Source organism: Halomonas sp. R57-5, from assembly GCF_900070345.1.
Lineage (GTDB): Bacteria > Pseudomonadota > Gammaproteobacteria > Pseudomonadales > Halomonadaceae > Vreelandella > Vreelandella ventosae_B.
This window is the reverse complement of record NZ_LN813019.1, coordinates 2,139,468-2,162,677: the sequence shown is the minus strand read 5'-3', so window position 1 is coordinate 2,162,677 and position 23,210 is coordinate 2,139,468. Positions and strand designations below refer to the sequence as shown.

The 23,210-nt window shown below is 57.7% G+C and carries 20 protein-coding genes; 9 read left to right on the top strand and 11 right to left on the bottom strand.

Translation table 11 applies throughout. The features are described 5' to 3' along the window. Window positions 1-10: 10 nt before the first annotated feature. Entirely contained in the window at window positions 11-1,015 is a 1,005-nt protein-coding gene (gene gap / locus HALO_RS09875; RefSeq protein WP_035580181.1) for a type I glyceraldehyde-3-phosphate dehydrogenase, read from the bottom strand. A gap of 213 nt (window positions 1,016-1,228) precedes the next feature. Between gap and pyk the strand changes: the two genes are divergently transcribed. Together pyk and HALO_RS09865 are read left to right on the top strand one after the other, a co-directional pair. Continuing rightward, a complete protein-coding gene (pyk, locus tag HALO_RS09870) occupies window positions 1,229-2,749 on the top strand; it encodes a pyruvate kinase (RefSeq protein ID WP_081899086.1) in 1,521 nt (506 codons plus the stop codon). 74 nt (window positions 2,750-2,823) lie between these two features. After that, on the top strand, window positions 2,824-3,300 hold the full coding sequence (locus HALO_RS09865) for a methylglyoxal synthase (protein WP_035580183.1): 477 nt from the start codon (window positions 2,824-2,826) through the stop codon (window positions 3,298-3,300). 51 nt (window positions 3,301-3,351) lie between these two features. Here the strand turns inward: HALO_RS09865 and cra are convergent, their stop codons facing one another. Then, the gene (gene cra, locus HALO_RS09860) at window positions 3,352-4,329 is read right to left on the bottom strand and encodes a catabolite repressor/activator (RefSeq protein ID WP_035580185.1); all 978 of its coding nucleotides are present in this window, start codon (window positions 4,327-4,329) and stop codon (window positions 3,352-3,354) included. Window positions 4,330-4,513: 184 nt separating this feature from the next. On the opposite strand from cra, the gene ptsP reads away from it, so the two are divergent. The 4 genes from ptsP (at window position 4,514) to pgi (ending at window position 11,953) form a co-directional block, all read left to right on the top strand. After that, on the top strand, window positions 4,514-7,384 hold the full coding sequence (gene ptsP / locus HALO_RS09855) for a phosphoenolpyruvate--protein phosphotransferase (RefSeq protein ID WP_050713378.1): 2,871 nt from the start codon (window positions 4,514-4,516) through the stop codon (window positions 7,382-7,384). Continuing rightward, window positions 7,384-8,355 carry a 1-phosphofructokinase gene (gene pfkB, locus HALO_RS09850; RefSeq protein ID WP_050713377.1) on the top strand — a complete coding sequence of 324 codons (972 nt, stop codon included), beginning with the start codon at window positions 7,384-7,386 and terminating at the stop codon, window positions 8,353-8,355. Before ptsP ends, pfkB begins: the two co-directional genes overlap by 1 nt. Further along, window positions 8,352-10,082 carry a PTS fructose-like transporter subunit IIB gene (locus HALO_RS09845; protein WP_035580191.1) on the top strand — a complete coding sequence of 577 codons (1,731 nt, stop codon included), beginning with the start codon at window positions 8,352-8,354 and terminating at the stop codon, window positions 10,080-10,082. The genes pfkB and HALO_RS09845 overlap by 4 nt, the downstream gene beginning before the upstream one ends. A 203-nt stretch (window positions 10,083-10,285) precedes the next feature. Further along, window positions 10,286-11,953, top strand: coding sequence for a glucose-6-phosphate isomerase (pgi, locus tag HALO_RS09840; protein ID WP_035580193.1), 1,668 nt, complete (start codon window positions 10,286-10,288; stop codon window positions 11,951-11,953). Between the two features lie 146 nt (window positions 11,954-12,099). Here pgi and HALO_RS09835 read toward each other — a convergent pair whose 3' ends face one another. Both HALO_RS09835 and HALO_RS09830 read right to left on the bottom strand, forming a co-directional pair. Beyond that, window positions 12,100-12,570 (bottom strand): GNAT family N-acetyltransferase, encoded by a 471-nt coding sequence (locus tag HALO_RS09835; RefSeq protein ID WP_035580195.1) that lies wholly within the window; start codon window positions 12,568-12,570, stop codon window positions 12,100-12,102. A 138-nt stretch (window positions 12,571-12,708) separates the two neighbouring features. Beyond that, window positions 12,709-13,254 carry a DinB family protein gene (locus HALO_RS09830; protein ID WP_035580198.1) on the bottom strand — a complete coding sequence of 182 codons (546 nt, stop codon included), beginning with the start codon at window positions 13,252-13,254 and terminating at the stop codon, window positions 12,709-12,711. 214 nt (window positions 13,255-13,468) lie between these two features. On the opposite strand from HALO_RS09830, the gene HALO_RS09825 reads away from it, so the two are divergent. Further along, a complete protein-coding gene (locus HALO_RS09825) occupies window positions 13,469-14,554 on the top strand; it encodes a PA0069 family radical SAM protein (RefSeq protein WP_035580201.1) in 1,086 nt (361 codons plus the stop codon). A 41-nt stretch (window positions 14,555-14,595) separates the two neighbouring features. After that, window positions 14,596-14,895, top strand: a complete 300-nt coding sequence (locus HALO_RS09820) for a winged helix-turn-helix domain-containing protein (RefSeq protein WP_035580204.1) — start codon at window positions 14,596-14,598, stop codon at window positions 14,893-14,895. A gap of 23 nt (window positions 14,896-14,918) precedes the next feature. Here HALO_RS09820 and HALO_RS09815 read toward each other — a convergent pair whose 3' ends face one another. Genes HALO_RS09815 through coxB form a run of 4 tightly spaced genes read right to left on the bottom strand, consistent with a single transcriptional unit; the run spans window position 14,919 to window position 21,076 of the window. Next, complete coding sequence (locus HALO_RS09815; RefSeq protein WP_035580208.1) at window positions 14,919-17,096, bottom strand: heavy metal translocating P-type ATPase; 2,178 nt, start codon at window positions 17,094-17,096, stop codon at window positions 14,919-14,921. 5 nt (window positions 17,097-17,101) lie between these two features. Beyond that, window positions 17,102-17,464 carry a hypothetical protein gene (locus HALO_RS09810; RefSeq protein ID WP_231896835.1) on the bottom strand — a complete coding sequence of 121 codons (363 nt, stop codon included), beginning with the start codon at window positions 17,462-17,464 and terminating at the stop codon, window positions 17,102-17,104. A 4-nt stretch (window positions 17,465-17,468) separates the two neighbouring features. Beyond that, complete coding sequence (gene ctaD / locus HALO_RS09805; protein WP_035580210.1) at window positions 17,469-20,009, bottom strand: cytochrome c oxidase subunit I; 2,541 nt, start codon at window positions 20,007-20,009, stop codon at window positions 17,469-17,471. Next, window positions 20,006-21,076: a cytochrome c oxidase subunit II gene (gene coxB, locus HALO_RS09800; protein WP_050714157.1), complete on the bottom strand. Its 1,071-nt coding sequence runs from the start codon at window positions 21,074-21,076 to the stop codon at window positions 20,006-20,008. Before coxB ends, ctaD begins: the two co-directional genes overlap by 4 nt. A 9-nt stretch (window positions 21,077-21,085) precedes the next feature. Between coxB and HALO_RS09795 the strand changes: the two genes are divergently transcribed. Next, a complete protein-coding gene (locus tag HALO_RS09795) occupies window positions 21,086-21,547 on the top strand; it encodes a DUF2231 domain-containing protein (protein WP_035583470.1) in 462 nt (153 codons plus the stop codon). Between the two features lie 25 nt (window positions 21,548-21,572). Here HALO_RS09795 and HALO_RS09790 read toward each other — a convergent pair whose 3' ends face one another. From HALO_RS09790 to HALO_RS09780, 3 genes are all read right to left on the bottom strand, one after another. Beyond that, entirely contained in the window at window positions 21,573-21,998 is a 426-nt protein-coding gene (locus HALO_RS09790; protein WP_035580213.1) for a CopD family protein, read from the bottom strand. 79 nt (window positions 21,999-22,077) lie between these two features. Further along, window positions 22,078-22,878, bottom strand: coding sequence for a DUF2797 domain-containing protein (locus tag HALO_RS09785; RefSeq protein ID WP_235208662.1), 801 nt, complete (start codon window positions 22,876-22,878; stop codon window positions 22,078-22,080). A 43-nt stretch (window positions 22,879-22,921) separates the two neighbouring features. Further along, window positions 22,922-23,206 carry a YeaC family protein gene (locus tag HALO_RS09780; protein ID WP_035580217.1) on the bottom strand — a complete coding sequence of 95 codons (285 nt, stop codon included), beginning with the start codon at window positions 23,204-23,206 and terminating at the stop codon, window positions 22,922-22,924. Window positions 23,207-23,210 lie beyond the last annotated feature (4 nt).

The window sequence follows — 23,210 nt, the reverse complement described above, 5'->3', positions numbered from 1 at the left end:
AAGGAGGGTATTACTTGGCAGTCTCCTGCATGGCAAGCGCAGTATCCAGCATACGGTTAGAGAAGCCCCACTCGTTGTCGTACCAGGCCATAACTTTAACCAGACGGCCATTCACGCGGGTGTGGTTGGCATCAAAGGTCGACGAGTTGGCATCGTGGTTAAAGTCGATAGACACCAGGGGCTCGGCGTTAATGGCCAATACCGGTGAGTTGGCGGCAGCCTTCTCGACGATGGCGTTGATCTCTTCTTTGCTGGTATCGCGTCCGGCAGTAAAGGTCAGGTCCACTAGCGAGACGTTGATCAGCGGCACGCGAATCGCCAAGCCGTCAAACTTACCAGCTAATTCCGGCAGCACTAAGCCTACCGCTGCGGCAGCACCGGTTTTGGTCGGGATCATCGAGTGCGTCGCGCTACGTGCCCGGTAGGGGTCAGAGTGGTAAACATCCGACAGGTTCTGATCGTTGGTGTAAGCGTGCACCGTGGTCATCAAACCGTTCTCAATACCGACGGCATCGTTCAACGCTTTGGCCACCGGCGCTAAACAGTTGGTGGTGCAAGAAGCGTTAGAAACCACCGTATGCTCGGCAGTCAGCACATCATCATTGACGCCATACACGATAGTGGCATCGGCATCAGGGCTGGGTGCGGAAATCAGCACGCGCTTGGCGCCCGCTTCAATATGCTTAGCCGCTGCCTCACGTTTGGTAAATAACCCTGTGCACTCCATCACCAGATCAATATTCATTGATGCCCACGGCAGCTGCGCTGGGTCGCGCTCTGAGGAGATGGCGATACGATCACCATCTACCGTGATGCTCTCAGCGTCGTGTTCTACCTTAAAAGGAAAGTGGCCATGCACGGTGTCGTGACGCAGTAGGTGAGAATTTAGCGAGGGATCGCCTAGATCGTTAATGGCGACCACCTGAATGCGGTCACGGTAGCTGTTTTCGTAAAGGGCGCGCAGCACATTGCGGCCAATACGGCCAAATCCATTAATCGCAACTCTTATTGTCATGATAGCTCCTCAATTAACCAATAATAATGAGAGGTACTTTTAGTAAAAAAATTACTAAAAATACGTATTTAAGCTTCATGAGGCCGATAAACAGCGTTTTAACCGCCCCAAAAGGCTAGTAAATATCCAATATGTAGTAAAATTACTATATAAACGCTATCGTAGTCCAATACTAAATTACCAACAATACCCTTGTATAAGGAGAGCGCCCTCGTGACAAATGCTACCTCGAACACAGCAGCTCAGACGTCTACTAGCCCTCTTTCCCACACGCAGACCAGCCCTCACAGCCCATTGCGGCGCACCAAAATCGTCGCCACCCTTGGCCCCGCCAGCGATCGCCCCGGCGTGCTGGAAGCGATGCTCAAAGCCGGTGTGGATGTGGTGCGGCTTAACTTCTCCCACGGCTCGGCAGATGACCACCGTCGTCGCTTAGGTGAAGTGCGCGAAATCGCTGCACGGCTTGGTCGCAGTGTTGCTGCGCTGGGCGATCTTCAGGGGCCGAAAATTCGTATCGCGCGCTTTGTTGAAGGTGCCGTCAAACTTGATGTCGGCCAGCCATTTGTCTTGGACATGGCGCTAGATGCCAACAGCGGTACTGCAGAACGCGTCGGCTGTGACTATCAAACCCTCCCCGATGATGTCGTGGAAGGGGACCGCCTACTGCTCGACGACGGCCGTTTGGTTTTGGATGTCACTCGTGTAATTGGACAGGAAGTCCACACCCGGGTTCACGTGGGTGGCAAGCTCTCCAACAATAAAGGCATCAACAAACAGGGCGGCGGTCTATCCGCGCCTGCCCTCACTGAGAAAGATAAGGCCGACCTGAAAACCGCTATCGAGATCGGCGTTGACTATTTGGCAGTTTCCTTCCCACGCAGCGCCGCGGATATGCAGGAAGCCCGCGAACTGCTTGGCGAAGCCGGTCAAGAAATTGGCTTAGTGGCTAAGCTCGAACGCGCCGAAGCGGTTGCCGACGACGCCACTCTGGATGGCATTATCGAAGCCTCGGAGGCGGTCATGGTGGCGAGGGGCGACCTGGGCGTGGAGATTGGCGACGCCGCGCTAATCGGCACTCAGAAGCGCATTATCAAACATGCGCGCACACTTAATCGTGCGGTGATTACCGCCACCCAGATGATGGAATCAATGATTGAGTCGCCGCTACCCACCCGCGCCGAAGTCTTCGACGTGGCCAACGCAGTGCTCGACGCCACCGACGCGGTGATGCTGTCAGCGGAAACCGCGGCGGGTGATTATCCGGTGGAAACCATTGAGGCGATGAACCGCGTATGCCTGGGCGCCGAGCGTGAACGTCTCGCTCAGGAGTCAGGCCACCGGATTCATGAAGGCTTTGAGCGTATCGATGAAACCATTGCGCTGTCGGCAATGTATGCGGCGAACCACTTATCCGGCGTTAGCGTCATCGCCTGCATGACCTCCACCGGTTATACACCACTGATTGCGTCGCGCATTCGCTCCGGCTTGCCTATCGTAGGATTGGCCCACAGCCCTATCGCCCAGCGGCGGATGGCACTTTATCGTGGTGTTGTCTCGATACCTTTCGACACCACCGACATGGACCCTACCAACCTCAACCAAGAGGCCTTGAAGTGCTTGCAAACGCAAGGGTTTGTACACCCTGGTGAGCATGTGATTTTGACCCGCGGCGACCATATGAACGCTCATGGGGGCACCAATACAATGAAAATCCTTGCTCTGGATAGCGAGTAACGGGCTAACCTCTGTAGCGAGCTTTATCTTTAGCGACCTTTCAAAAGCAAAAAACTCAAGAGGAAAGKGACGACATGAGTGACGCGCAACCGCCCCGCCAGGCTATCCGCACCCTACAAGCGCGCAAGCGCATTGCGCTGATTGCCCACGATGGCAAAAAGAGTGAAATGCTTGAGTGGGCCACTCGCTGGCAGGAGACACTGAGCCAGCACGAGCTGATTGGCACAGGCACCACCGCTAAGCGGCTTAAAACCGCGTTAGGACTTGAAGTCGAAGGGCTGATGAGCGGCCCTTTGGGCGGTGACCAGCAGATTGGCGCACGGATAGCGGAGCAGCAGCTGGATGTGCTGATCTTCTTTTGGGATCCCTTCTCACCCCAGCCTCACGACCCGGATGTTAAAGCGCTGCTGCGTTTAGCGGCGCTATGGAATGTGCCCGTTGCCTGCAATGCGGCGAGCGCGGACTTCCTGCTCTCCTCGCCCTACTTAAGCGAGAGCTACGACATGTCGATACCGGACGCTGCCGCCTGGGCCCAAGCCAGAACGGTCTAGACCACGATGCACCAGGTCTTGTCGCTTGGGTTTGTAGCCTGGGCTTGGTGTTTATCGGGTGTGCAGATGACGCGCTACTACTTGCTGGCCACACTCATAGTGTCCGCTCATGGCAGTGAGTGCGCAGCTCAACGTTAACTCGGCGATACGGTCGTAATCCTGTAGCGCCGAGTTCACTGGCTGAGGAAGAAAATCCAGCAGCCGGTGGTCGCCAAAGGTCGCCAAACGAATATTGTTCGGTAAGCCGCCACGTTCCAAGAACACATCAAACACCCCTTCAAGCAGTGTGTAAGACGCGGTCACCAGCGCGTCGGCACCTCCCTGCTTATCCAGTAACTCAGCTGCCAAACGTGCCCCCTCGCTGCGCTCATAGTGCGATCCGGTGAGATACAGCGGCTCTATAGCAGTGCCTTTAAGCGCCGTCTGAAAGCCCGCCCGCCGCTCGCGACTCACCGACAGATCTGGCATCGCCTCCAACCACGCAACGCGCTTGGTTGCTTCGCCGATCACCGAGCGCGTCAACGTCTCCGCCGCCTCCTGGTCGTTACTCACGACGCTGGCAAAACGCGCCGGATTAAGACCACGGTCCATACCCACTACGCACCAGCCCTCGTCTACCAGATCGGCATAAAAAGTGTCGTCGCTAGGCAGGCAACTGGCGGTGATCAAGACTTCGCAGCGCTGGGCACGCAGCGCCAAGGCGAGGGTTCGTTCGCTCTCTGCACAGTCATCCGAGCTTACGATCAACAGTTGGTACCCTTGCTCCCGGGCGCCACGTTCAAGGCGCTTGGCGAGCCGGGCGTAACTGATGTTCTCCAGATCCGGCACGATAAGCCCCAGCAAACGGCTAGCGCCCCGGCGCAGCGCTGCCGCCTGGGGGTCAATGTGGTAGCGGTGCTGGCGCACCACCGCCATCACCTTATCGATGGTCGCTGCGCTAATGCGCCGCTGCTCGGCCTGGCCATTAATCACGTAACTAGCGGTCGTGCGCGAGACGCCGGCTAGCCGGGCAATATCGGCAAGTGTCATGCGGTTTCCCCTTGGTGTGATCGGGCAGTTTATCAGCAAGTTAGCGCCTACCAGACCAAAGTCTAAAAGCACAAACCTTGTGTCATTCAGTGAATCGATTCAGCATAGCCAACTATACACAGGTGAGACAATTCATCTAGCTCACTTTGATGCGCTACGACTATGGTTCTACACGGAGACACCTATGTTGACACTCGGCCCCAATGACATCTTGCTAGGCCGCAACGCTGACAGCTGGCAAACCGCGCTGGACAGTGCCGCTGAGGCGCTGGTAGACGCCGGATTGGTTGAGGCCGAGTACCGCGACGGCCTACACGCCCGCGAGGCGCAATCATCCACGTTTCTAGGCAACGCTATTGCGATCCCCCACGGTACGCCGGAAAGCCGTCAGTATGTAAAGCAAACGGGCGTGCGCGTGCTGCAGTTTCCCAACGGGGTCGAATGGCACGACGGCCAGCGTGTACACGTACTGGTCACGATTGCTGCCCAAAACGATGAACACTTGGATATTCTGCGCCAGTTGACCCACGTACTCGACAAAGAGGGCGTTTCCGAGCAGTTGGCCAATGCCACCTCCGCGGCCGATGTCGCGCGCCTGCTTTCCAAACCGGCACTTGAGCCCCGCCTGGACGCCGACACCCTGTGCGTCAATTTTCCCGCCCGCGMCCCACAAGAACTCGCCTTGGCGGCGGCTGCCCGTTTACGCCAAAGTGGCTGTGTCGATAACGCCTTCATTACCGCCGTCGCCGCAGCACAGCCGACCTGGTTAGGCAAAGGCATTTGGCTGGCCAGCAGCGCCCAGGGGGTTAACCAGCCCGCGCTGGGGGTCGCCACGCCAGCGGAGCAAAGCCTGGAAAGTGCGGGCCATCCGGTGCATGCGTTGTTCTGTCTGGCCGCCCATGGCGACGCCCATCGCCCACTGCTTGAGCAACTCATGGCGGTGTTAGAGAACGGCGAAAGCCAAAGCTTAGTGGGCAAAACCAGCGCGCAACTGCTGGCCACCCTGGCGGGCGAGACCGCCAGCACCCAGACCCGCCGCGTGCGGGTGCTTAACCCTCACGGCCTTCACGCCCGCCCCGCCAAGCAGTTAGTGCAAATTGCCCGTGCCCAGGCTATGCCGATTCAGGCGCGCCTGGAAGAGGGCAGCGCCACCCCGGTTTCCGCCGCCAGCCTGACCAAGGTGATTGGCCTGGGTGCACGACGCGGCCAGTGGCTGGTACTTTCAGCCGAAGGCGAGCAGGCGAGCGCAGCACTAGCGGCAGTCGCTGAGGCGGTTGAATCGGGCCTGGGGGAGAAAGTGTCGCCCTTTGACGGCGGCTTTGACAGCACGCCGCAAGCGAGCACTCCCCAACCGGATATCGCCCCCCTCACTGCCGATACTCCCCATGCGGGCGTAGCCGCGTCACCCGGCCTGGCCATTGCGCCCGTGTTTGTGATTCGCCCGATGCAGTTCGACTACGCCGAGCACGCCAGCGACGCTGAACACGAAATCAGTCGTTTAAACAGCGCGCTAAAAGAGGGCGCCGCCCAACTGGAAACCCTGGTGCGTAAGGCCCCCGGTGGCGAAGTCGCCGATATTCTTTCGATGCACGAAGAGATGCTCGACGACCCGGAGCTCCATCACGCGGCGACGGATGCCATTCGTGAAGGACGCTCGGCGGAAGCGGGCTGGTGGGAAGCGATTGAAACCGCGGCCCACGCCCAGGAGATGCTCGCTGACCGCCTGCTGGCCGAACGCGCCGCCGATTTGCGCGACGTCGGCCGCCGAGTGCTGGGCGTACTCTGCGATGTGACGCTTCCCGAACCGCCAGATCACCCCTACATTCTGATCATGGACGATATCGGCCCTTCCGATGTCGCCCGCTTAGACACGACGCGTGTGCGCGGTTTGCTCACCGTACGCGGCGGTGCCACGGCACACAGCGCTATTCTGGCCCGCGCCTTGGGTATCCCCGCTGTTGTGGGCGCAGGGCAAGCAGTGATGGCGCTCAACAACGCCAGCATGATGATTTTGGACGGTGAGCGCGGCCGAGTCACATCGCAGCCTTCCGAAGAGCGCCTACAGCGCGCCGAGCAGCAGTTGCTCGACCTCCAGCAGCGCGAAGCCGATGCTTGGGAAAGCCGCTTTGAGGTCGCCCAAACCCGCGACGGGCACCGTGTCGAAGTCGCCGCTAACCTGGGCAACACCGCCCACGCGGCCGATGCCGTAGAGCGTGGTGCCGAGGCCGTGGGTCTACTGCGTACCGAATTCCTGTTTATGGCCCACGCCAGCGCTCCGGATTTAGCCACTCAGGTTAGCGAATACCGCCAGGCAATTGATGCCCTTGAGGGTCGCCCGCTGGTCGCCCGCACGTTAGATGTCGGCGGTGACAAACCGCTGCCCTACTGGCCGGTGCCCCAGGAAGACAATCCCTTCCTGGGCCTGCGCGGCATTCGCCTGGCGCTGACCCAACCGGAAGTACTCGAAACCCAGCTGCGCGCGCTCCTAATGGCAGGAAAGGATCAACCACTGCGCATTATGCTGCCGATGGTCAAAGACATTGCCGAGTTCCGCGCAGTTAAAGTCATCTACGATCGCCTACTCCAAGAGATCCCGACTTCCCAGCGCGCTACCGATGTGCAGCTTGGGGTAATGATTGAAATACCCTCTAGTGCACTGCTAGCGCCCAGCCTTGCCGCTGAAGTGGACTTCTTCTCGGTAGGTACCAACGACCTAACCCAGTACACCCTGGCCATCGACCGCGGCCACCCGGAGCTTTCGGCCCAGGCCGATGGTTTGCACCCTGCGGTGCTGCGTTTGATTCAGATGACCGTGGCGGCTGCCCACAGCCAAGGCAAATGGGTCGGCGTGTGCGGCGAACTAGCCTCGGACGCCGTGGCCATTCCGGTGCTGGTCGGCCTTGGTGTAGACGAACTTTCTGTTAGCGCTCGGCAGATTCCACTGGTCAAGGCCCGCCTGCGCGAGTTTGATTTTGCGGATGCCCAGGCCAGTGCTCAGTTGGCGCTTTCCCAAGCGACCAGCGATGAAGTGCGCGATGCACTGGAGGCGCGCTAATGGCACGCGTGCTGTGTATTACCCTCAACCCAGCGCTGGATTTGGCGTTTAACCTTGATGCTCTGGTGTTGGGCAGCGTCAATCGCCCCACCAGCGCGCAGCTAGAAGCCGCGGGCAAAGGTGTTAACGTTGCCCGGGTGCTGGTAGGGCTGGGCCACGACGTTACCGTCAGCGGTTTTTTAGGTGCCGATAACGACGCCCCCTTCCAATTGGCCTTTGCCAAATACGCCTTAACCGATGCCTTTGTGCGCGTGCCGGGTGAAACTCGCATTAATGCCAAAATTGCGGAACAGAGCGGCCGTGTTACCGACATTAACGGCCCCGGTATGCCGATAGATGCCGAGCATTGGCAGGCGTTGATCGACACCCTGAATGCCAAGCTGGCCAGTGCCACGCCCCCGCATGCTGTCGTAGTGGCGGGCAGCTTGCCCCCAGGGCTCTCGCTGGAAGATTTCAGCGAACTGTTAAGCCACTTAAACGCCAGCGGCGTGCCGCTGTGGGTGGACACCAGCGGCCCAGCACTCAACGCCGCGATAGCGACCCACCCTGCAGGGGTGAAGCCCAATGAAAGCGAACTGGCCGAATGGKCGGGCGAAGACATGACGTCTTCCGATGCACGTTTGAATGCTGCCAAGCGCTTGCATGAAAGCGGCATCGCCAATGCATTGATTTCAGCGGGCGCCGAAGGAGTGCTATGGGTCAGCGCCCAGGGCGCCTGGCACGCGACACCGCCCAAGGTGACCGCGACCAATACCGTTTGCGCTGGCGATACGTTTTTCGCTGGCATCCTCCACGGCCTGCTGAGTGGCCATGCCCCCGAGCACACCCTTCGCTTCGCCACGGCGCTGTCTGCCGAAGCAGTGCGCCACGTGGGTGTGGGCAATCCCCATGCAGCCGATTTCGATTCACTCCAACAACACACCCGGATACGGCGTCTTGATGACACCATCACCGAGGGAGCCACGCTATGAATATTATTCTGATTACCGCCTGCCCCAGCGGCATGGCGACCACCTTCCTCGCGGCTAAGCGCCTGGAACAAGCCGCCCAGCGCCAAGGTTGGACGGTGCACGTGGAAATGCACGGCGAAGTCGCCCCGCTGCAAGCCGCGACCGCCGAACAGGTTGCCAACGCCGACTTAATCGTGGTCGCCGCCGACCATGTACCGGCCCCAGAGCGTTTTGAAGGCAAGCGCCTATTCCAAGCACCGATTGCCAGCGCCCTCCCCGACCCCAGCGATTTTCTGGCCAAGGCTAAGCGAGAAGCGCCGATTTATAGCGCCCCGGCAGCCTCCGCATCTCCCGTTCCCACCAGCGCCGGTGGTAAGAAAATCGTCGCCGTCACCGCCTGCCCCACCGGCGTGGCCCACACCTTTATGGCTGCCGAAGCGCTAGCGGAAGCAGGCAAAGCCATGGGCCACGCCATTCGCGTGGAAACCCAAGGCTCGGTAGGCGCCCAAGATCAGCTGACGGAAGAAGAGATCGCCGACGCCGATGTGGTCGTGCTGGCCTGCGATATCGACGTTGACCCGACGCGGTTCGCAGGCAAGCGCATCTACCGCACCTCGACCGGCAACGCGCTGAAAAAGCCCCGCCCTACACTTGAAGCCGCGCTCAGCGAGGCCGCTATAGAGAGTGGCAGCAACAGTGCGGGCGGCGCTAATAAGAGCGTCAAAGAGAAAGGCGTTTATAAGCACCTGCTCACCGGCGTTTCCTTTATGCTGCCGATGGTGGTGGCGGGCGGCCTGCTGATTGCGCTCTCCTTTGTGTTCGGCATTGAAGCCTTTGAGCAGGAAGGCACCCTGGCTGCCGCGCTGATGCAGATCGGTGGCGGCACCGCCTTCGCCCTGATGATTCCCGTACTGGCCGGCTACATCGCCTACTCCATCGCCGACCGCCCCGGTATCGCGCCGGGTATGATTGGCGGCATGCTAGCGGCCAATATCGGCTCCGGCTTTATCGGCGGTATTTTGGCGGGTTTCCTGGCGGGCTATGTGGCCCTGGCGGTAACACGCTACGTCAAACTGCCCTCCAGCGTTGAGTCACTCAAACCGATTCTGATTATTCCGCTGGTCGCTAGCTTGGTCACCGGCCTGACCATGATCTACGTGATTGGCGAACCGGTCGCGGCGCTGCTGAATGCCCTGACCAGCTTCCTGGAATCCATGGGCTCCACCAACGCGGTGCTATTAGGTATTCTGCTGGGCGCGATGATGTGTTTCGATCTGGGCGGCCCGGTCAACAAAGCCGCGTACACCTTTGGCGTGGGCCTGCTGGCCTCTGAAACCTACGGCCCCATGGCGGCGATTATGGCGGCGGGGATGGTACCTGCCATTGGTATGGGGATTGCCAGCTTTGTAGCGCGCAACAAGTTCTCTGCACCGGAGCGCGAAGCAGGTAAGGCGTCGTTTGTACTTGGCCTCTGCTTTATCAGTGAAGGCGCGATTCCCTTTGCGGCGAAAGACCCGCTACGGGTGATTCCGGCCTGTATCGCTGGCGGGGCGCTAACAGGCGCGCTCTCTATGCTGGTGGGTGCTAAATTGATGGCGCCCCATGGTGGCATCTTCGTACTGTTGATTCCCAACGCCATCACCCCAGCGCTGCTCTATCTTGGCGCTATTGTGGCAGGCTCACTGGTAACAGGGTTAGGTTATGCGTTTATCAAACGCGGCGCGGCCCAAGTCGCCGTTGCCACTTAACATCTTTTAGTTAAACGTGAAGGGTAGGCATAGCGCCTGCCCTGCCCTCACAACTGTCCCTCAAAAAAAGTTGGTAGTTTTACGCAGTTAACCCTTTTCAGATCACAAATACCCTCTACTATCTGCCGTTTTTTATGTAGTATTTTTACATATACTTTTTCGATTCTGATCACCCAATTCATCTATAACAAACGGATCGCCCTATGTTTCAGCTCACTCGCAGTGTTACCTGGCAGGCGCTTGACCGCCTACGCGACAAAACCGCTAATGACCGCATTCGTGACTATTTCACTAATGACCCGCAGCGCTTTGAGAAAATGAGCTTACGGGTGGGCGGCCTGTTTCTTGACTACTCCAAGCACCATGTCTCCGATGAAGTGCTTAACAAGCTGATCGAGCTAGCCGACCACTCCGCGCTGGTACAGCGCCGAGCACAGATGTTCTCCGGCGATATTATCAACGTGACGGAGAACCGCCCGGTACTGCACACTGCCCTGCGCCACTTAGGCGATGAGCCGGTGTATGTTGACGGCGAAGACGTGATGCCGGAGATCACCCGCACTCGCGAGCAGATCAAGCTGTTCTCCGAAGCGGTGCGCAGCGGTGAGTGGAAAGGCTACAGCGGCAAACGCATTAAAGACGTGGTCAATATCGGTATTGGCGGCTCGGATCTTGGGCCCAATATGGCGGTTCGCGCGCTGCTCAAATATCGCCACCCGGAGTTGCACTTCCACTTCGTCTCCAACGTGGACGGCACCCATATTCAGAAGGTACTTTCGCGCCTCGACCCCGCCACCACGCTGTTTATCGTCTCCACCAAGACCTTCTCTACCCAGGAGACACTGCTAAACGCCAAAACCGCGCGGCGCTGGTTCCTGGAGAACGCTGGTGAAGACGCCGACGTGGGCGCGCACTTTATTGCCGCCTCCACCAACCGCAAAGCGGCCATGGAATTCGGCATTCGCGAAGAGAACGTGTTCGAATTCTGGGCCTGGGTGGGCGGGCGCTACTCCATGTGGTCGTCGATCGGTCTGCCGATCGCGCTTTCGATCGGTTTTGAGGGCTTTATTGAGCTGCTGGAGGGCGCTCACGAGATGGATAACCATTTCATCAACGCGCCCTTCTCCGAGAATATGCCGGTACTGATGGCGCTGATTGGTATTTGGTACATCAACTTTATTGGCGCCGAAACCCAAGCCATCGTGCCCTACGACCAGGCGCTGAACCAACTACCCTCTTTCCTGCAGCAGCTGGATATGGAGTCTAACGGTAAATCGGTGGATATTTTCGGTCACCCGGTGAATTACAAAACCGGCCCGATTGTCTGGGGCCAGACCGGCTCCAACGGCCAGCACGCTTTCTTCCAGTTGCTGCACCAGGGCACGCGCTACGTACCTATCGACTTTATTGCTTCGCTTAAGCCCGAGCCCGGCGTTGAAGACCACCACTTCGCACTGCTCACCAATATGCTCGCCCAGGCCAACGCCTTTATGGAAGGCAGCCAGGGGGACAGCAAAGAGCTTAGCCAACACGACCCCTACAGCTGCCCCGGCAACCGACCATCAAGCACACTGCTGCTGGACGAACTAACGCCGAAAAACCTGGGTGCGCTGATCGCGCTCTACGAGCATAAGGTGTTCGTGCAAGGGGTCATCTGGAACATCAACTCCTTTGACCAGTGGGGCGTACAGCTCGGCAAGCGCATCGCCGGTGAAATCAGCGAGCGCATCGACACCAACGCCGCCGACTTCGACGCCTCAACGCAAGGTCTGCTGGAACTGGTGCGTGCGCACTTCCCTAATGGCGGTAGCGGTGAGAAGGAAAGCGCACCAGCCAGTGCCGGTAAGAAACCCGCGAAGAAGAAGCGCTAGGCTAGCTTGCTAACCGGGTAGAAAAAAGAACGCCTTGGTTTGAGAAAACCAAGGCGTTTATGCTCGCCCTTATACGTCAAGCTACATAACATCAACGAACTAGTAAGTCAGAACTGACTCACTATCGCTTGGGGTAAACGTTCTGATCACTGGAGGTCCCAATACATTATATGTTGAGGCCCCGCAGCCCCGCCCAGGTAGTGCTCACCTGTTTCATGGAAGCCCGCCTTTTGGTAACAGGTGTGAGCCGCAGGGTTCTTGGCGTTCACCGTCAGGTAGATTCGGGGATAATTCGCATAGTTTTCTTTTAGGTAGGGAAACAGCGCTTTTACCGCCAACGTCCCAAGCCCTCTACCCTGCTGCTTGGCGTCAATGAAAAACGCGCGTAGGCCTATGCTGCCTTCCGTACAAAAATCATAGTCATCAGCGTAGGCTATATCGATTTTGAAGCATCCTACCAACTGGTCATCGTGCTTAATCACATGCAGATGCGTCGCTTCATGTCGATCAGTGAGAAACTCCTTAGCGGTCCCCACAAATTTCACCTGATCATCGCGCACCGCGATGTTGCGCACTTCAGCCACATCCGCTGCATCAAGTTTTTCTAGCTTGATCATCTAGTGCTCGCAACCGTCTTAATTAATGTGAAACCTTTCAATGTAAGTGACCGCTATCAATGATCTTCAGTATACATATATCTAATATGCATGGCCTTTCTCCCTTCACCGTTTTCCACCATATAAGGTGGTTAAACATCATATTGATGCTTCGTCCGGAATCAGCGCCAGCAGATCGGTGACACCAATGTCCACCCCGGCTTGGTAGAATAAAGTAGATACCTGTCCGCGATGGTGGGTTTGGTGATTGAAGAAGTGGAGAATCAGGCTTGAGTAGCGTCGTTTTGAGGCCACTCCTTTTGTGTTGTGATAACTCAGCGTGGTACTCAAATCGTCATCAGTTAGCGCGCCCACCCAGTTAATAATTACAGTATCAAGCCATCGGCGATGCGCTTTCAGGCCTTCCAAGTCATCAAACATCAATTCATCAAGCCGCTGTGGCGTAGGGAGGTCGACTATTACCGCAAGCGTTCTTGCGCTAGACGCGGGATGCGCTGCAAACCGCTTAAGCCAAATGGTATCGGCGACCACAACATGATTTAGCGTGCCAAAAATCGAACCGAAGAAAGCGCCACGCTCTTCGCTAAGCTCAGCGGTCGTCAGCCTGCTGGCAGCATCGTATACCTTGGTGTTCATCCACTGGTTATAGGATGCCATCAGCTCAAAATGTGGTTGCAGCTCCATAGGTCATATCGCCTCTTTCAATATGGGCGCCAGCGTGGCCGTGAGTGAAACGCCAACAGGCCCTAGTTAAGAGTATGAAATAACGGAGCGTCTGTTCATCCCCCGAATTTAGCATTTAAGCTCCTACCCCTCTGCTTGCGTCTTTTTATAAACGCCATATACTGTATATATAACCATATGCATACATCAATAGCATTTAGAGGTGAGGTGGCCAATGACGACTCCCGAACAAGCGTCTCATGCGTCAGCCGTGCGTAAAGGTCGCGGGGCAACGTACGATCCGCATAACCGTTTTGCGCCCACCCAAAGCAATGCGGAAGACGACGGTTGGTGGCGGGAGGAAACATCCACCACTATCGCCACCGAAGTACGTGAGGAAGTCAGCAAAAGCGCACTCTCCTGGAACAAATCGCCGGATTTACCCTTTGATCGATCACTAAACCCGTATCGTGGCTGTGAGCACGGCTGCGTTTACTGCTATGCCCGCCCCTCCCACGCCTACTGGGATTTGTCGCCGGGGTTGGATTTTGAAACCAAATTGATTGCCCGCAGCGGTTTAGTGGAGCGGTTAACTGAAGAGCTTTGTCATCCCAACTATGTGTGCCGCCCCATCAACCTTTCCGGCAACACCGACTGCTACCAACCGCTTGAAGCCAAACATCAAACCACTCGGCAGTTACTTGAGCTGCTACTGAAGTGTCGCCACCCGGTAACGCTAGTGACCAAAAGCACCTTAGTGCTGCGCGATTTAGAACTCCTGGCCGAAATGGCTGAGCACCGGCTGGTGCGCGTATTTGTTAGTTTGACTAGCCTGGATGCCAACTTGAAACGCACATTAGAGCCGCGGGCGGCATCTCCCCAGGCGCGCTTACGAGCCATTCGGGAACTGAATACCGCGGGCATTCCCGTAGGTACGCTGATTTCGCCAGTTATTCCGGGACTGACGGATCATGAAATCGAAAACCTTTTGGAAGCTGCCAGCCGTGCAGGGGCGCGCACTGCCGCCTGGATGCTACTGCGCTTACCCTATGAAGTGGCGCCGCTTTTTGAAGCGTGGTTAGAAGCACACTACCCAGAGCGCGCTGCGAAAGTGATGAGCCTAATACGTCAGTGCCGTGGCGGTAAGGCGTACGATGCCAAGTTTGGTAAGCGCTTTCGCGGTGAAGGGGTATTTGCGGATTTAATCGCCCAGCGCTTTGCCCGTGCCAGCCGCCAGTGGAACATGCAGGATCGCACCGAGCAGGGCTTGAATACACGGGATTTTCGCCCGCCACGAGCGCAGCAGGATTTATTCATTTAAGCTAAGCGGCATATGCAACAATTAGCTGAAAAGGAAGCCCAATGCCCGCTCTTAGCAAAACCAAATCAAGTTTTTACCGCCGTTTATACGTCGCCCATTTGATCGAACAAGGTGCTGCCAGCGTGCCTGCGTTGATCGAGGCCACCGGTATGCCCCGGCGCACCGCCCAGGATACGATCGCCTCCCTGGCCGAGTTGGATATCGAGTGTGTATTTACTAAAGATGACGGCGAGCGCCACAACATTGGCCGCTACCAGATACGTAATTGGGGCGCGATTGATCCACGTTGGGTGGCTACCAATGCAGAGCGGCTTAAACAGGCACTTGGCTATTCCATTTAGCTCTCTTCATTTAGTTAGCCCTCTTAATCCGGCTCAGCCCAGGCTAATCGTGCAGCGTTAAGGGTAACTGTCAGCGAGCTTGCTGCCATGGCGAGCACCGCGATTAGCGGGGGTATTGCCATCACGACCACCAAACCGAGCGCCAGAGTATTATACAGCGCTGAAAAGAACAGGTTTTGAGCCATGATGCGCCGGGTGCGTTGGGCAATGCCAAGCAGTTTCACTACCCCGCCAATTCCTGGTGCCATAAGCTGGGCAGCAGCCCCCTCCCGGGCGGTTTCGCTGGCACTTAGTGGCGCGATACCCACATCTGCTGCGGCCAGGCTCAAGGTATCGTTTAAGCCATCCCCCACGTAGAGCGTTGGCGATGGTAGCCCCCGCAATAAACGCGCTTTCGCTTCCGGCGAGCGCTGTGCATAGCAAGCTTCACGGGCAAGCCCCACACGCTCGCCTAACCAACTCACCGCGCCCTGCCGGTCACCACTAATCATCGCCACCACATACCCTGACGCTAACAGATGTTTCACGCTAGGCTCGGCGTCGCCCACCGGTTGATCAGTGAGATAGAGCGTGGCTAGCCAACCCACCTTATCAGCTATCACCACTTGAGAAGCAAAGGCCAGCGTTGCGTCCTCCGCTTGGGCAGGCAGCACGATACGCTGGCGAGCCAACCAATTGGCACTGCCTACCGTCAGCCATTCGCCGCTACTTAACTGCACGCGGCGTCCTTCCCCAGGCGATTCGTTGACCTCTATACACTGTTCAGGTCGCTGATCGCCTGGGTTACTCGCCCAGCGAGCGAGCGCTTGTGCTAAGGGGTGTTCGCTGCCCGCAACGGCGGCGCTGAGCTTGCGTTGTAACACCTGTTCATTAACACCCTCACGCGCTTGCCAGTGAAGCACTGCGTGGCTACCGGTGGTCAGAGTGCCGGTTTTATCCAGTGCGACCGAGCGAATACGTGCCAGGGTTTCAAGCGCGGCGGGGTCGCGCAGTGCAATCCCTTGCTGCATTGCCTGACCGCTCCCTGCCAGGCTTGCCAGCGGTACTGCAAGCCCGACGGCGCAGGGGCATGCCACGACTAATACGGAAAGCGCGCGCACTAAGGCATCCTCCCACCCCAACCCGAATAACAGTGCAGCGGGCAGTGTCAGTAACGCGAGCCCTAGTGCTAGCGGGCTTAGCCAGGCGGCAAAACGGTCAGCGAGCTTCTGCAGTTCACCTTTTTTGGCCTGATAGCGGCGCATTTCATCACACAGCCGATCCAGTCGCCGCTGGCCTACCCCAGCGCTGACCTGCATGACGATAGGCGTGGCACCCAAATAACGGCAGCCCGCGTATACCTTCTGCCCTGCTTGAAAATGTCGCGGCAAGCTTTCCCCAGTCAGTGAGGCGGTGTCGATCCAGCCGGGCTCTTCAAGGGTGCCGTCGAGAGCCACCATCGCACCGGGCGCTAGCTCAACGCGCATTCCCGTTTTCACGTCATCTACGGGCAGCGATATCCAGGCTTCCTCTTGCCAAGCAGTGATATTCACGTCCGGCAGCGTCAGGGCATCCAATGCTTTTAACCCCCGGTGGCGGCACAGCGTTTCCACCAGCCGCCCAACGAGTAAAAGCACGATCAGCATTACCGCCGTATCAAAGTAGACCTCTGCAGAGCCGCGCCATAGCAGCCATACCGACACCGTCACCGCGCCAATAACACCAAGGCTGACGAGCACATCCATACCGGGGCGCTTGGCGAGCAGCGTGCGCCACCCAGCCCGGTAAAACGGCACGCCGGCAAACAGCACAACGGGCAGTGAAAACGCCCCTGAAACCCAAGCGACTACCTGCTCAACCTGCTCGCTTGGCAGCGCACCGGCGTAGATCAGTAGAGAAGCCAGCATCGTCCACATGCCGAACAACGAGCCGACCATTAGTCTAAGCGTTAAGTAGCGGCTCTCCTCTTCTAAACGCGCATGGGCGTCCGCCACCGGCTCAAGCTCCGTCAGTCGGTAGCCCAGACGCTTAACCTTTGCAGCGAGATTCGAGAGCTGGGTAGCGGCAGGCGTGCCGCTGATGCAAAGCGTTGCGCTTGGGTAGTGCACGCTAACCTCACGCACGCCTTCAAGCCGCTTAAGCGAACCCTCCACGGCTAGGGCGCAACTGGTGCACCACATACCGTGGAGGGTATAGAGATTTTCCGCGTTGCCGTCAGTCATGCCACTCACAAACAAGGCGGAATGCCGATAATCGGCATTGCCGCAAACACAACGCCTAAGGTAGAGAAAAGATACAGCCCGGCGGACACCGAAGCATTAAAACGCAGCCGCCCGACCTGGCGCTTGGCCATCTGGCAGCAGCCCACCGTTAATGCCGTCAGTAACGCAATCGCTGCGACACTGACGGCAAGCAGCATAGCGCTCACCAGGGTGAATACGCCCTGCTCGGGAGCAGGCGGTGCGACTGCGCAGGCAACCGCATGCCCACCATAAACCACTATAAACCAGATACACCACAGCGTTAGGCCAATGACGAAATGTAGTGGATGGGTAAGGTGTAGGCGCTGCATTGTAGGCGGTTTCCACATCAGATTAGCTCCCTATTACACGAGGCAACACGGCAAGCGCGCCCACGAGTATCCAGAAGGTCACCAGGTTATAGCGCCACCATTGGGCAACCACAGCGGGTTCGAAAGGCGCATGAGCACCCACATAGCCATAGCCCACCCGCAGGCCTTGAAGCAGGGCAAGCACGGCGCCTAAACCGCCATGTAGCAGCGCATAGGCTAAGCCAACCATGATGATTGCATCATGGGAGGTCTCGGTCACTGCCAAGTCTGCACTTAACAGCACCCACAGCGTCATCGCTACCTGCACAAATCCAAGGGCACTGATGCCATACATGCCCACTGCCAGCCCCGCATCCCTACCCTGTCGCAAACCGCTAACAAGTTTTTCGAGAATTCCTGCGCCAGCGGTTAGCGCTGCCCCGGCAAGAATCAACCCCAGCAAGGAGAGCGGTGAAGACTCAGGCATCCGCCACTCCGGCGACACCGTCCACAGGTAAAACCAACCAAACAAATACGAGAGAAAGAACGAGCCATTGGCGATTAGCGTGATCGACATGGCCCATAGGCCGGGGCCATCCATGGTACGCGAGTGCAGTGGTGGATCGCCGGGAGCAACTTCTGCATCCGGGGCGGCTTTTGGATGCGCCCCGTTCTCCCACGACCAGCGCAGCAAAAATAGCCCAGCGATAACCACCGCGATGCCCGCCAAGGGATAAAGGCGCGTTAGCAAGCTAATACATACAACCGCCAGCGCCATGGCAGCAAACAGCGGCCACCAGGAATTACCCGGAAGGTGAATGATTTCGCGCACTTTGCCCGTTAATGGGTCACTGCCCCACATTTCACGGCGGCCGTGAGTCGCCACCGCCAGGCTATGCTGCCCTTCTGCCATGGTGCGTGGCAGGTCGGGATTATCCCAGAGCGGATGACGCGTCTCGACGCTGGGTAGGCTGACAAAGTTATAGGCGCTGGGCGGCATGCTGTTAGCCCACTCAAGAGTGTCAGCATTCCAGGGGTTATGCTTAGCGGGTTTGCCAAAACGGAAATGCAGCGCAAAATCGAGCAGCACCATGGCAATCCCCGCCGACATAATAAAGCTACTCATGGACGAGAGCAGATTGAAAATATCCCAGCCCATGCCCGTTTCATAGGAGTAAACCCGCCGCGGCATACCCAGCAGGCCCGTCCAGTGCATGATTAAGAACGTGCCGTTAAAGCCTAAAAAGGTCAGCCAAAAGCCCCATTTGCCTAAGGTTTCAGACGGCATCCGTCCGGAAAACAGCGGCAGCCAGTAGTAAAGCCCGGCAATCAGCGGAAAGAACATCCCGCCCACCAGCACATAGTGCATATGCGCCACCACAAAATGGGTGTCGTGCACCTGCCAGTTAAACGGCACCAGCGCCAGCATCACCCCAGTCAAGCCACCACACACGAAGATAATCAGGAAGCCCATGATCCACAGCATCGGCAGTTTCATTTTGGGCTTGCCCAGCCATAGCGTGGCCAGCCACACAAACACCTGAATCGCCGTGGGCACCGCCACCAACATACTGGCGGCGGAGAAGAACGCCTGGGCCAGTTGAGGGATGCCCACGGTAAACATGTGGTGAACCCAAAGCCCAAAACTGATAAAGCCTGTCACGGCAATGGCAAACACCACCCAGCCATAGCCAACAATCGGACGGCCAGCAAAGACAGGTATCAGCGTGGAGACAATGCCCGCCGCAGGCAGGAAAATGATGTAAACCTCAGGATGGCCGAACAGCCAAAAGAGGTGCTGCCAAAGAATCGGGTCACCGCCACCCGCCACTTCGAAAAAGGGCATCCCGACTGCGCGCTCAAGCTCCAATAGAATACTGCCCAGAATCAGCGGCGGGAAACCGACCACGATCATCAGCGCCATGGCGAGGATATACCAGGCAAACAGCGGCATTTTGTGCAGCGCCATGCCCTGGGTGCGGGTACGCAGTATCGAAACCACCAGTTCTACCCCGGCAGAGAGCGCGGAGATCTCAACAAAAGTAATACCCAGCAGCCAAAAATCCGAGCCCAATCCCGGGGAGTACTCGCTGCTGCTTAGCGGGGTATACATAAACCATCCGCTATTCGGCGCCATTTCTAGCACCAGACTAAACGATAGGATGATGCCGCCAAACAGATAGCACCAGTAACCCAGCGATGTAAGCCGTGGGCAAACCAGATCACGGGCGCCGATCATCTTGGGAATCATATAAATCGCCAACCCTTCCAGCATTGGGATGGCGAACAGAAACATCATCACCGTGCCATGCATGGTGGTGACTTGGTTATAGATATCCGGGGACATAAAGTCTTGATCGGGGAGCGCCAACTGGGTGCGCACCAGCATGGCCAATAGGCCACCAATCAAGAAGAACACCATCCCGGTAACCATAAAACGTAGGCCGAGCGTGGTGTGGTTAACAATGGTGAGGGCTTTTAAGCCCCGCGGATTGCCCCATATGTCGTGCAAGTCGCTGTGCAGTTGATGGGGACCTTTGATGTTATCGCCTTCGGGGGTCGCTTCACGGTTGATAGTGGTCATGGGGTGAGCGTCTCCAGCCAAGCACCCAGGCTCTCCAAGGTGGCCGTCTCAATATCATCGTGGGGCGGCATTTTGTTGCCCGGCTTTAAATCTTGATGGTGCTGTAGCCAGCGGGTTACCGCCCCCTCTTCCATGGCCATAATGCCCGCCCCAAGGCTGGTGCGGTTGCCAAGATCGGAAAGATCCGGCCCCTCCCCACCCGAGGAGAGTCCCGCTACCCGATGGCAGCTCGCGCAATGGGTCATAAAGGCCTCCCTGGCCGGCTCATGCTGTTGATCGTTTTCCGCTAGCGACGACAATGCGTCCGTTTCGCGAGCGGCCAGCCAAGCCTCGTACTCGTCGCGCTCGACGGCTTCTACATAGAGCTGCATTTGGGCATGCTGGGCACCGCAAAACTCGGCGCACTGGGCGCCAAATACCGCCGGTTCATCCGCTTCCAGACGAATTTTATTCACCCGCCCGGGAATCATATCGATCTTTCCACCCAGGCGGGGCACCCAGAAGGCGTGAATCACATCGGCACCGGTGACGTGAAAATCGACCGGTTCTCCCGCCGGCATAATAAGTTGATTAGCGGTCACCACCTCGCCCCCTTCCGCCCCTGGGTAGCGGACTTCCCACCACCATTGATGGCCGATAACTTCGATGACTTCCGGTGGTTCTCCCAACGGTAGCGGCAATAAACGCTGCCCAGTGGGCACCCCGAAGGCCAGTAGCGTGGTAATGCTTGCCACCGGCAGCAAAATGCCGCCGCCAATAATCCAGCGACGAGCTATTGTTCGCTCCTCGGCAGGCGTTCGCGTTACTTCTTTGCGCTTGAAGGTATACAGCCAAAAAGCGGTGACCAGCACCAAAACCACGCTGCCAAACCCCAGCATTACCCACCAGATCATCACCACATCGCACGCGGCCTGACCGGCCGGGTCTAGAATAGACTTATCCCCCGCGCAGCCGGTTAGCAACAGCCCCGCAAACAGCGCTAGCGTTACGCCAAGTGAGTTGACCCGCTGCGGGGTTAAGCGTTGAATAGTGTGTCTTACCCTTTGAATTGCTGTTTCGGCCCACAGGAAGTGACCATGGCAAAACCTCGTCAGCGCTCGATTAAAAGCCGCGCGTCCCTCGCCGGCCACCCGCTTCATCCCGTGATGATTCACTTTCCCGTCGCAGCCCTGATGGCGCTGGTGGCAAGCGATATCGGTTACCTGCTGAGCGGCGATCCCTTTTGGTTGCGCGCTAGCCTGTGGCTGGCAGGCGTCGGCGCGTTTGGCGGCTGGATTGCCAGTACGGCGGGCATTATCGATCTGGTCACCGTGCCGCGCATTCGCCGCCTGATTACCGGCTGGAGCCACGCCATCGTCGCGGTGGTCATGCTCTCGTTGGCGTCGCTGAACTGGCTGCTGCGCTTCAACGACCCCAGCGCGATTCTGCCCTGGGGGCTGGCGGTCTCGCTGGTCACGGCGGCGTTGATCGCCCTGGCGGGCTGGCTGGGTGGCCAGCTGGTGTATGAACACGCGGTGGGTGTCGAGGTTGAGGATTAACGCTAATACGTTAAAAGTCATCGTGTTAGCTCCAATCCAGTGGTTTTGCTAACACAAACCCCAGCACGCTTAGAATGCCTGCCAGGGCTAAACAGAGCGCCGTCCAGTTGGCGGGCTTAACCCAGCGGTAGTGGCCCATCTCAAGGCGCAGTATTAACCAGCCAAAACAGCCGTGCGCAGCCACCATGGCCACGACGGCACCCAGCTTTAAGATCAGCCATCCGCCCAGCAGGCCATGCACGAGAAACAGCAGCGTGCCTGAGGTAATCGCCACCAGGGCAGCTGGGGTAGCAATAGAGTTATAAAAGAAGCGCGGCATGGGCGGCGTGCCCTGGGCGAAGCCCGCGTCTTTGCGCAGTTGCAGTGCCTGGCTGAGTAAGGCAGGCAAATAAAGCAGTGAGCCGCACCAGATCACTAGCGCGGCAATGTGAAGCAGTTTAAGCCAAGGCATCGGGGCTTCCTTGCGTTGCATAAGGCGGGATCAGATCACTCCCTAACCTTAGTCAAAACMCCCTCATCTGGCTAGCCGCCTAACTCACTTGTATCTCGTAACCCGTGAATTTGCGGAGATTAATCACCCCGCTATCAAGGATCAAATACTGCCCTTTGATGCCGTGCAGCACGCCTTCCACCAGCGGCTGTTTATCAAAATTATGCGAGACCACTTTTTTGGGGAAAACGCTGACGGGGTAGTGAAAATGCTGCGGCACCGCTTCCAGCGTGCGAATCGCCTCCGCGCCATGGGTCTCACGCAGTTGGTTCAATCCATCGGCTAGCAAAGTCAGCAAACGATCACGCTCGGCGCTTAAATCCATGGTTTCGACATCGCCCTTGAGCATCGCACGCCAATTGGTACGGTCAGCCACCTGCTGTTTAAACAGCATTTCGACAAAGCCGGACTGCTGACGAGTATCCACTTCAAGAATCGGCAGCGCCTGAATCGCGCCTTGATCCAGCCAACGGGTAGGCATTTGGGTTTTGCGAGTAATGCCGACTTTGAGCCCCGACGAATTAGCCAAATAGACAATATGCGGCTGGAAGCAGTGCCGCTCGCCCCACTCCGGCTCACGGCAGGTGCCTTGGAAATAGTGGCAAGTTTCCGGCTTCATGATGCAGGTATCGCACTGGGCTAGCCGCTTGAAGCAGGGGTAGCAGTGGCCCTGGGCAAAGCTTTTCTTGGTCGCCCGCCCACAGTGGGTACAGGCAATGGCACCCGTCCAACGCAAGCTAAGCGGCTCACCGATACGCTCGTTAAGCGCAACACGGTGCTCACCCGCGCGCAAGTGGTAAACCACTGGCTGGTCTTGGCGGCCAGGTAGCGCTGCCGCCATTTTGCTTAAACAGCCCTGTACTGAAAAGCCCGGTACTGCCGCTTCAATCACGCGTGGCATCCCGTGCCAAGCCGGCCATTTCAGGCGTTACGCCAGCACCGGTAGCCGCCGCCCCGCAGGTACGCTGCTCTAGATACCCAACGCGGTTCTCCTCAGGCACGTTATTCTCCGCCTCAAAACGCATAACGGCTTCTAGGCAGAGTTCGGTCTGCTCCGGCGTTAAGCGGCGACCGTCGGGCCATTTACGCAGCGATACGGCTTGTTTAAGGCTCTCGTAAATCGCTGGGGTCATCTGATTGATCATTTTTTCGAACGTCATTTCGCTCATTGCA

Coding starts and splice junctions, on each gene's coding strand:
- HALO_RS09835 (WP_035580195.1), bottom strand. CDS start 12,570: ATGATCAAGCTAGAAAAACTTGATGCAGCGGATGTGGCTGAAGTGCGC.
- HALO_RS09865 (WP_035580183.1), top strand. CDS start 2,824: ATGAGTGACGCGCAACCGCCCCGCCAGGCTATCCGCACCCTACAAGCG.
- pgi (WP_035580193.1), top strand. CDS start 10,286: ATGTTTCAGCTCACTCGCAGTGTTACCTGGCAGGCGCTTGACCGCCTA.
- HALO_RS09810 (WP_231896835.1), bottom strand. CDS start 17,464: ATGTGGAAACCGCCTACAATGCAGCGCCTACACCTTACCCATCCACTA.
- HALO_RS09815 (WP_035580208.1), bottom strand. CDS start 17,096: ATGACTGACGGCAACGCGGAAAATCTCTATACCCTCCACGGTATGTGG.
- HALO_RS09845 (WP_035580191.1), top strand. CDS start 8,352: ATGAATATTATTCTGATTACCGCCTGCCCCAGCGGCATGGCGACCACC.
- ctaD (WP_035580210.1), bottom strand. CDS start 20,009: ATGACCACTATCAACCGTGAAGCGACCCCCGAAGGCGATAACATCAAA.
- HALO_RS09795 (WP_035583470.1), top strand. CDS start 21,086: ATGGCAAAACCTCGTCAGCGCTCGATTAAAAGCCGCGCGTCCCTCGCC.
- HALO_RS09780 (WP_035580217.1), bottom strand. CDS start 23,206: ATGAGCGAAATGACGTTCGAAAAAATGATCAATCAGATGACCCCAGCG.
- HALO_RS09830 (WP_035580198.1), bottom strand. CDS start 13,254: ATGGAGCTGCAACCACATTTTGAGCTGATGGCATCCTATAACCAGTGG.
- HALO_RS09785 (WP_235208662.1), bottom strand. CDS start 22,878: ATGGCGGCAGCGCTACCTGGCCGCCAAGACCAGCCAGTGGTTTACCAC.
- gap (WP_035580181.1), bottom strand. CDS start 1,015: ATGACAATAAGAGTTGCGATTAATGGATTTGGCCGTATTGGCCGCAAT.
- cra (WP_035580185.1), bottom strand. CDS start 4,329: ATGACACTTGCCGATATTGCCCGGCTAGCCGGCGTCTCGCGCACGACC.
- HALO_RS09820 (WP_035580204.1), top strand. CDS start 14,596: ATGCCCGCTCTTAGCAAAACCAAATCAAGTTTTTACCGCCGTTTATAC.
- HALO_RS09790 (WP_035580213.1), bottom strand. CDS start 21,998: ATGCCTTGGCTTAAACTGCTTCACATTGCCGCGCTAGTGATCTGGTGC.
- HALO_RS09825 (WP_035580201.1), top strand. CDS start 13,469: ATGACGACTCCCGAACAAGCGTCTCATGCGTCAGCCGTGCGTAAAGGT.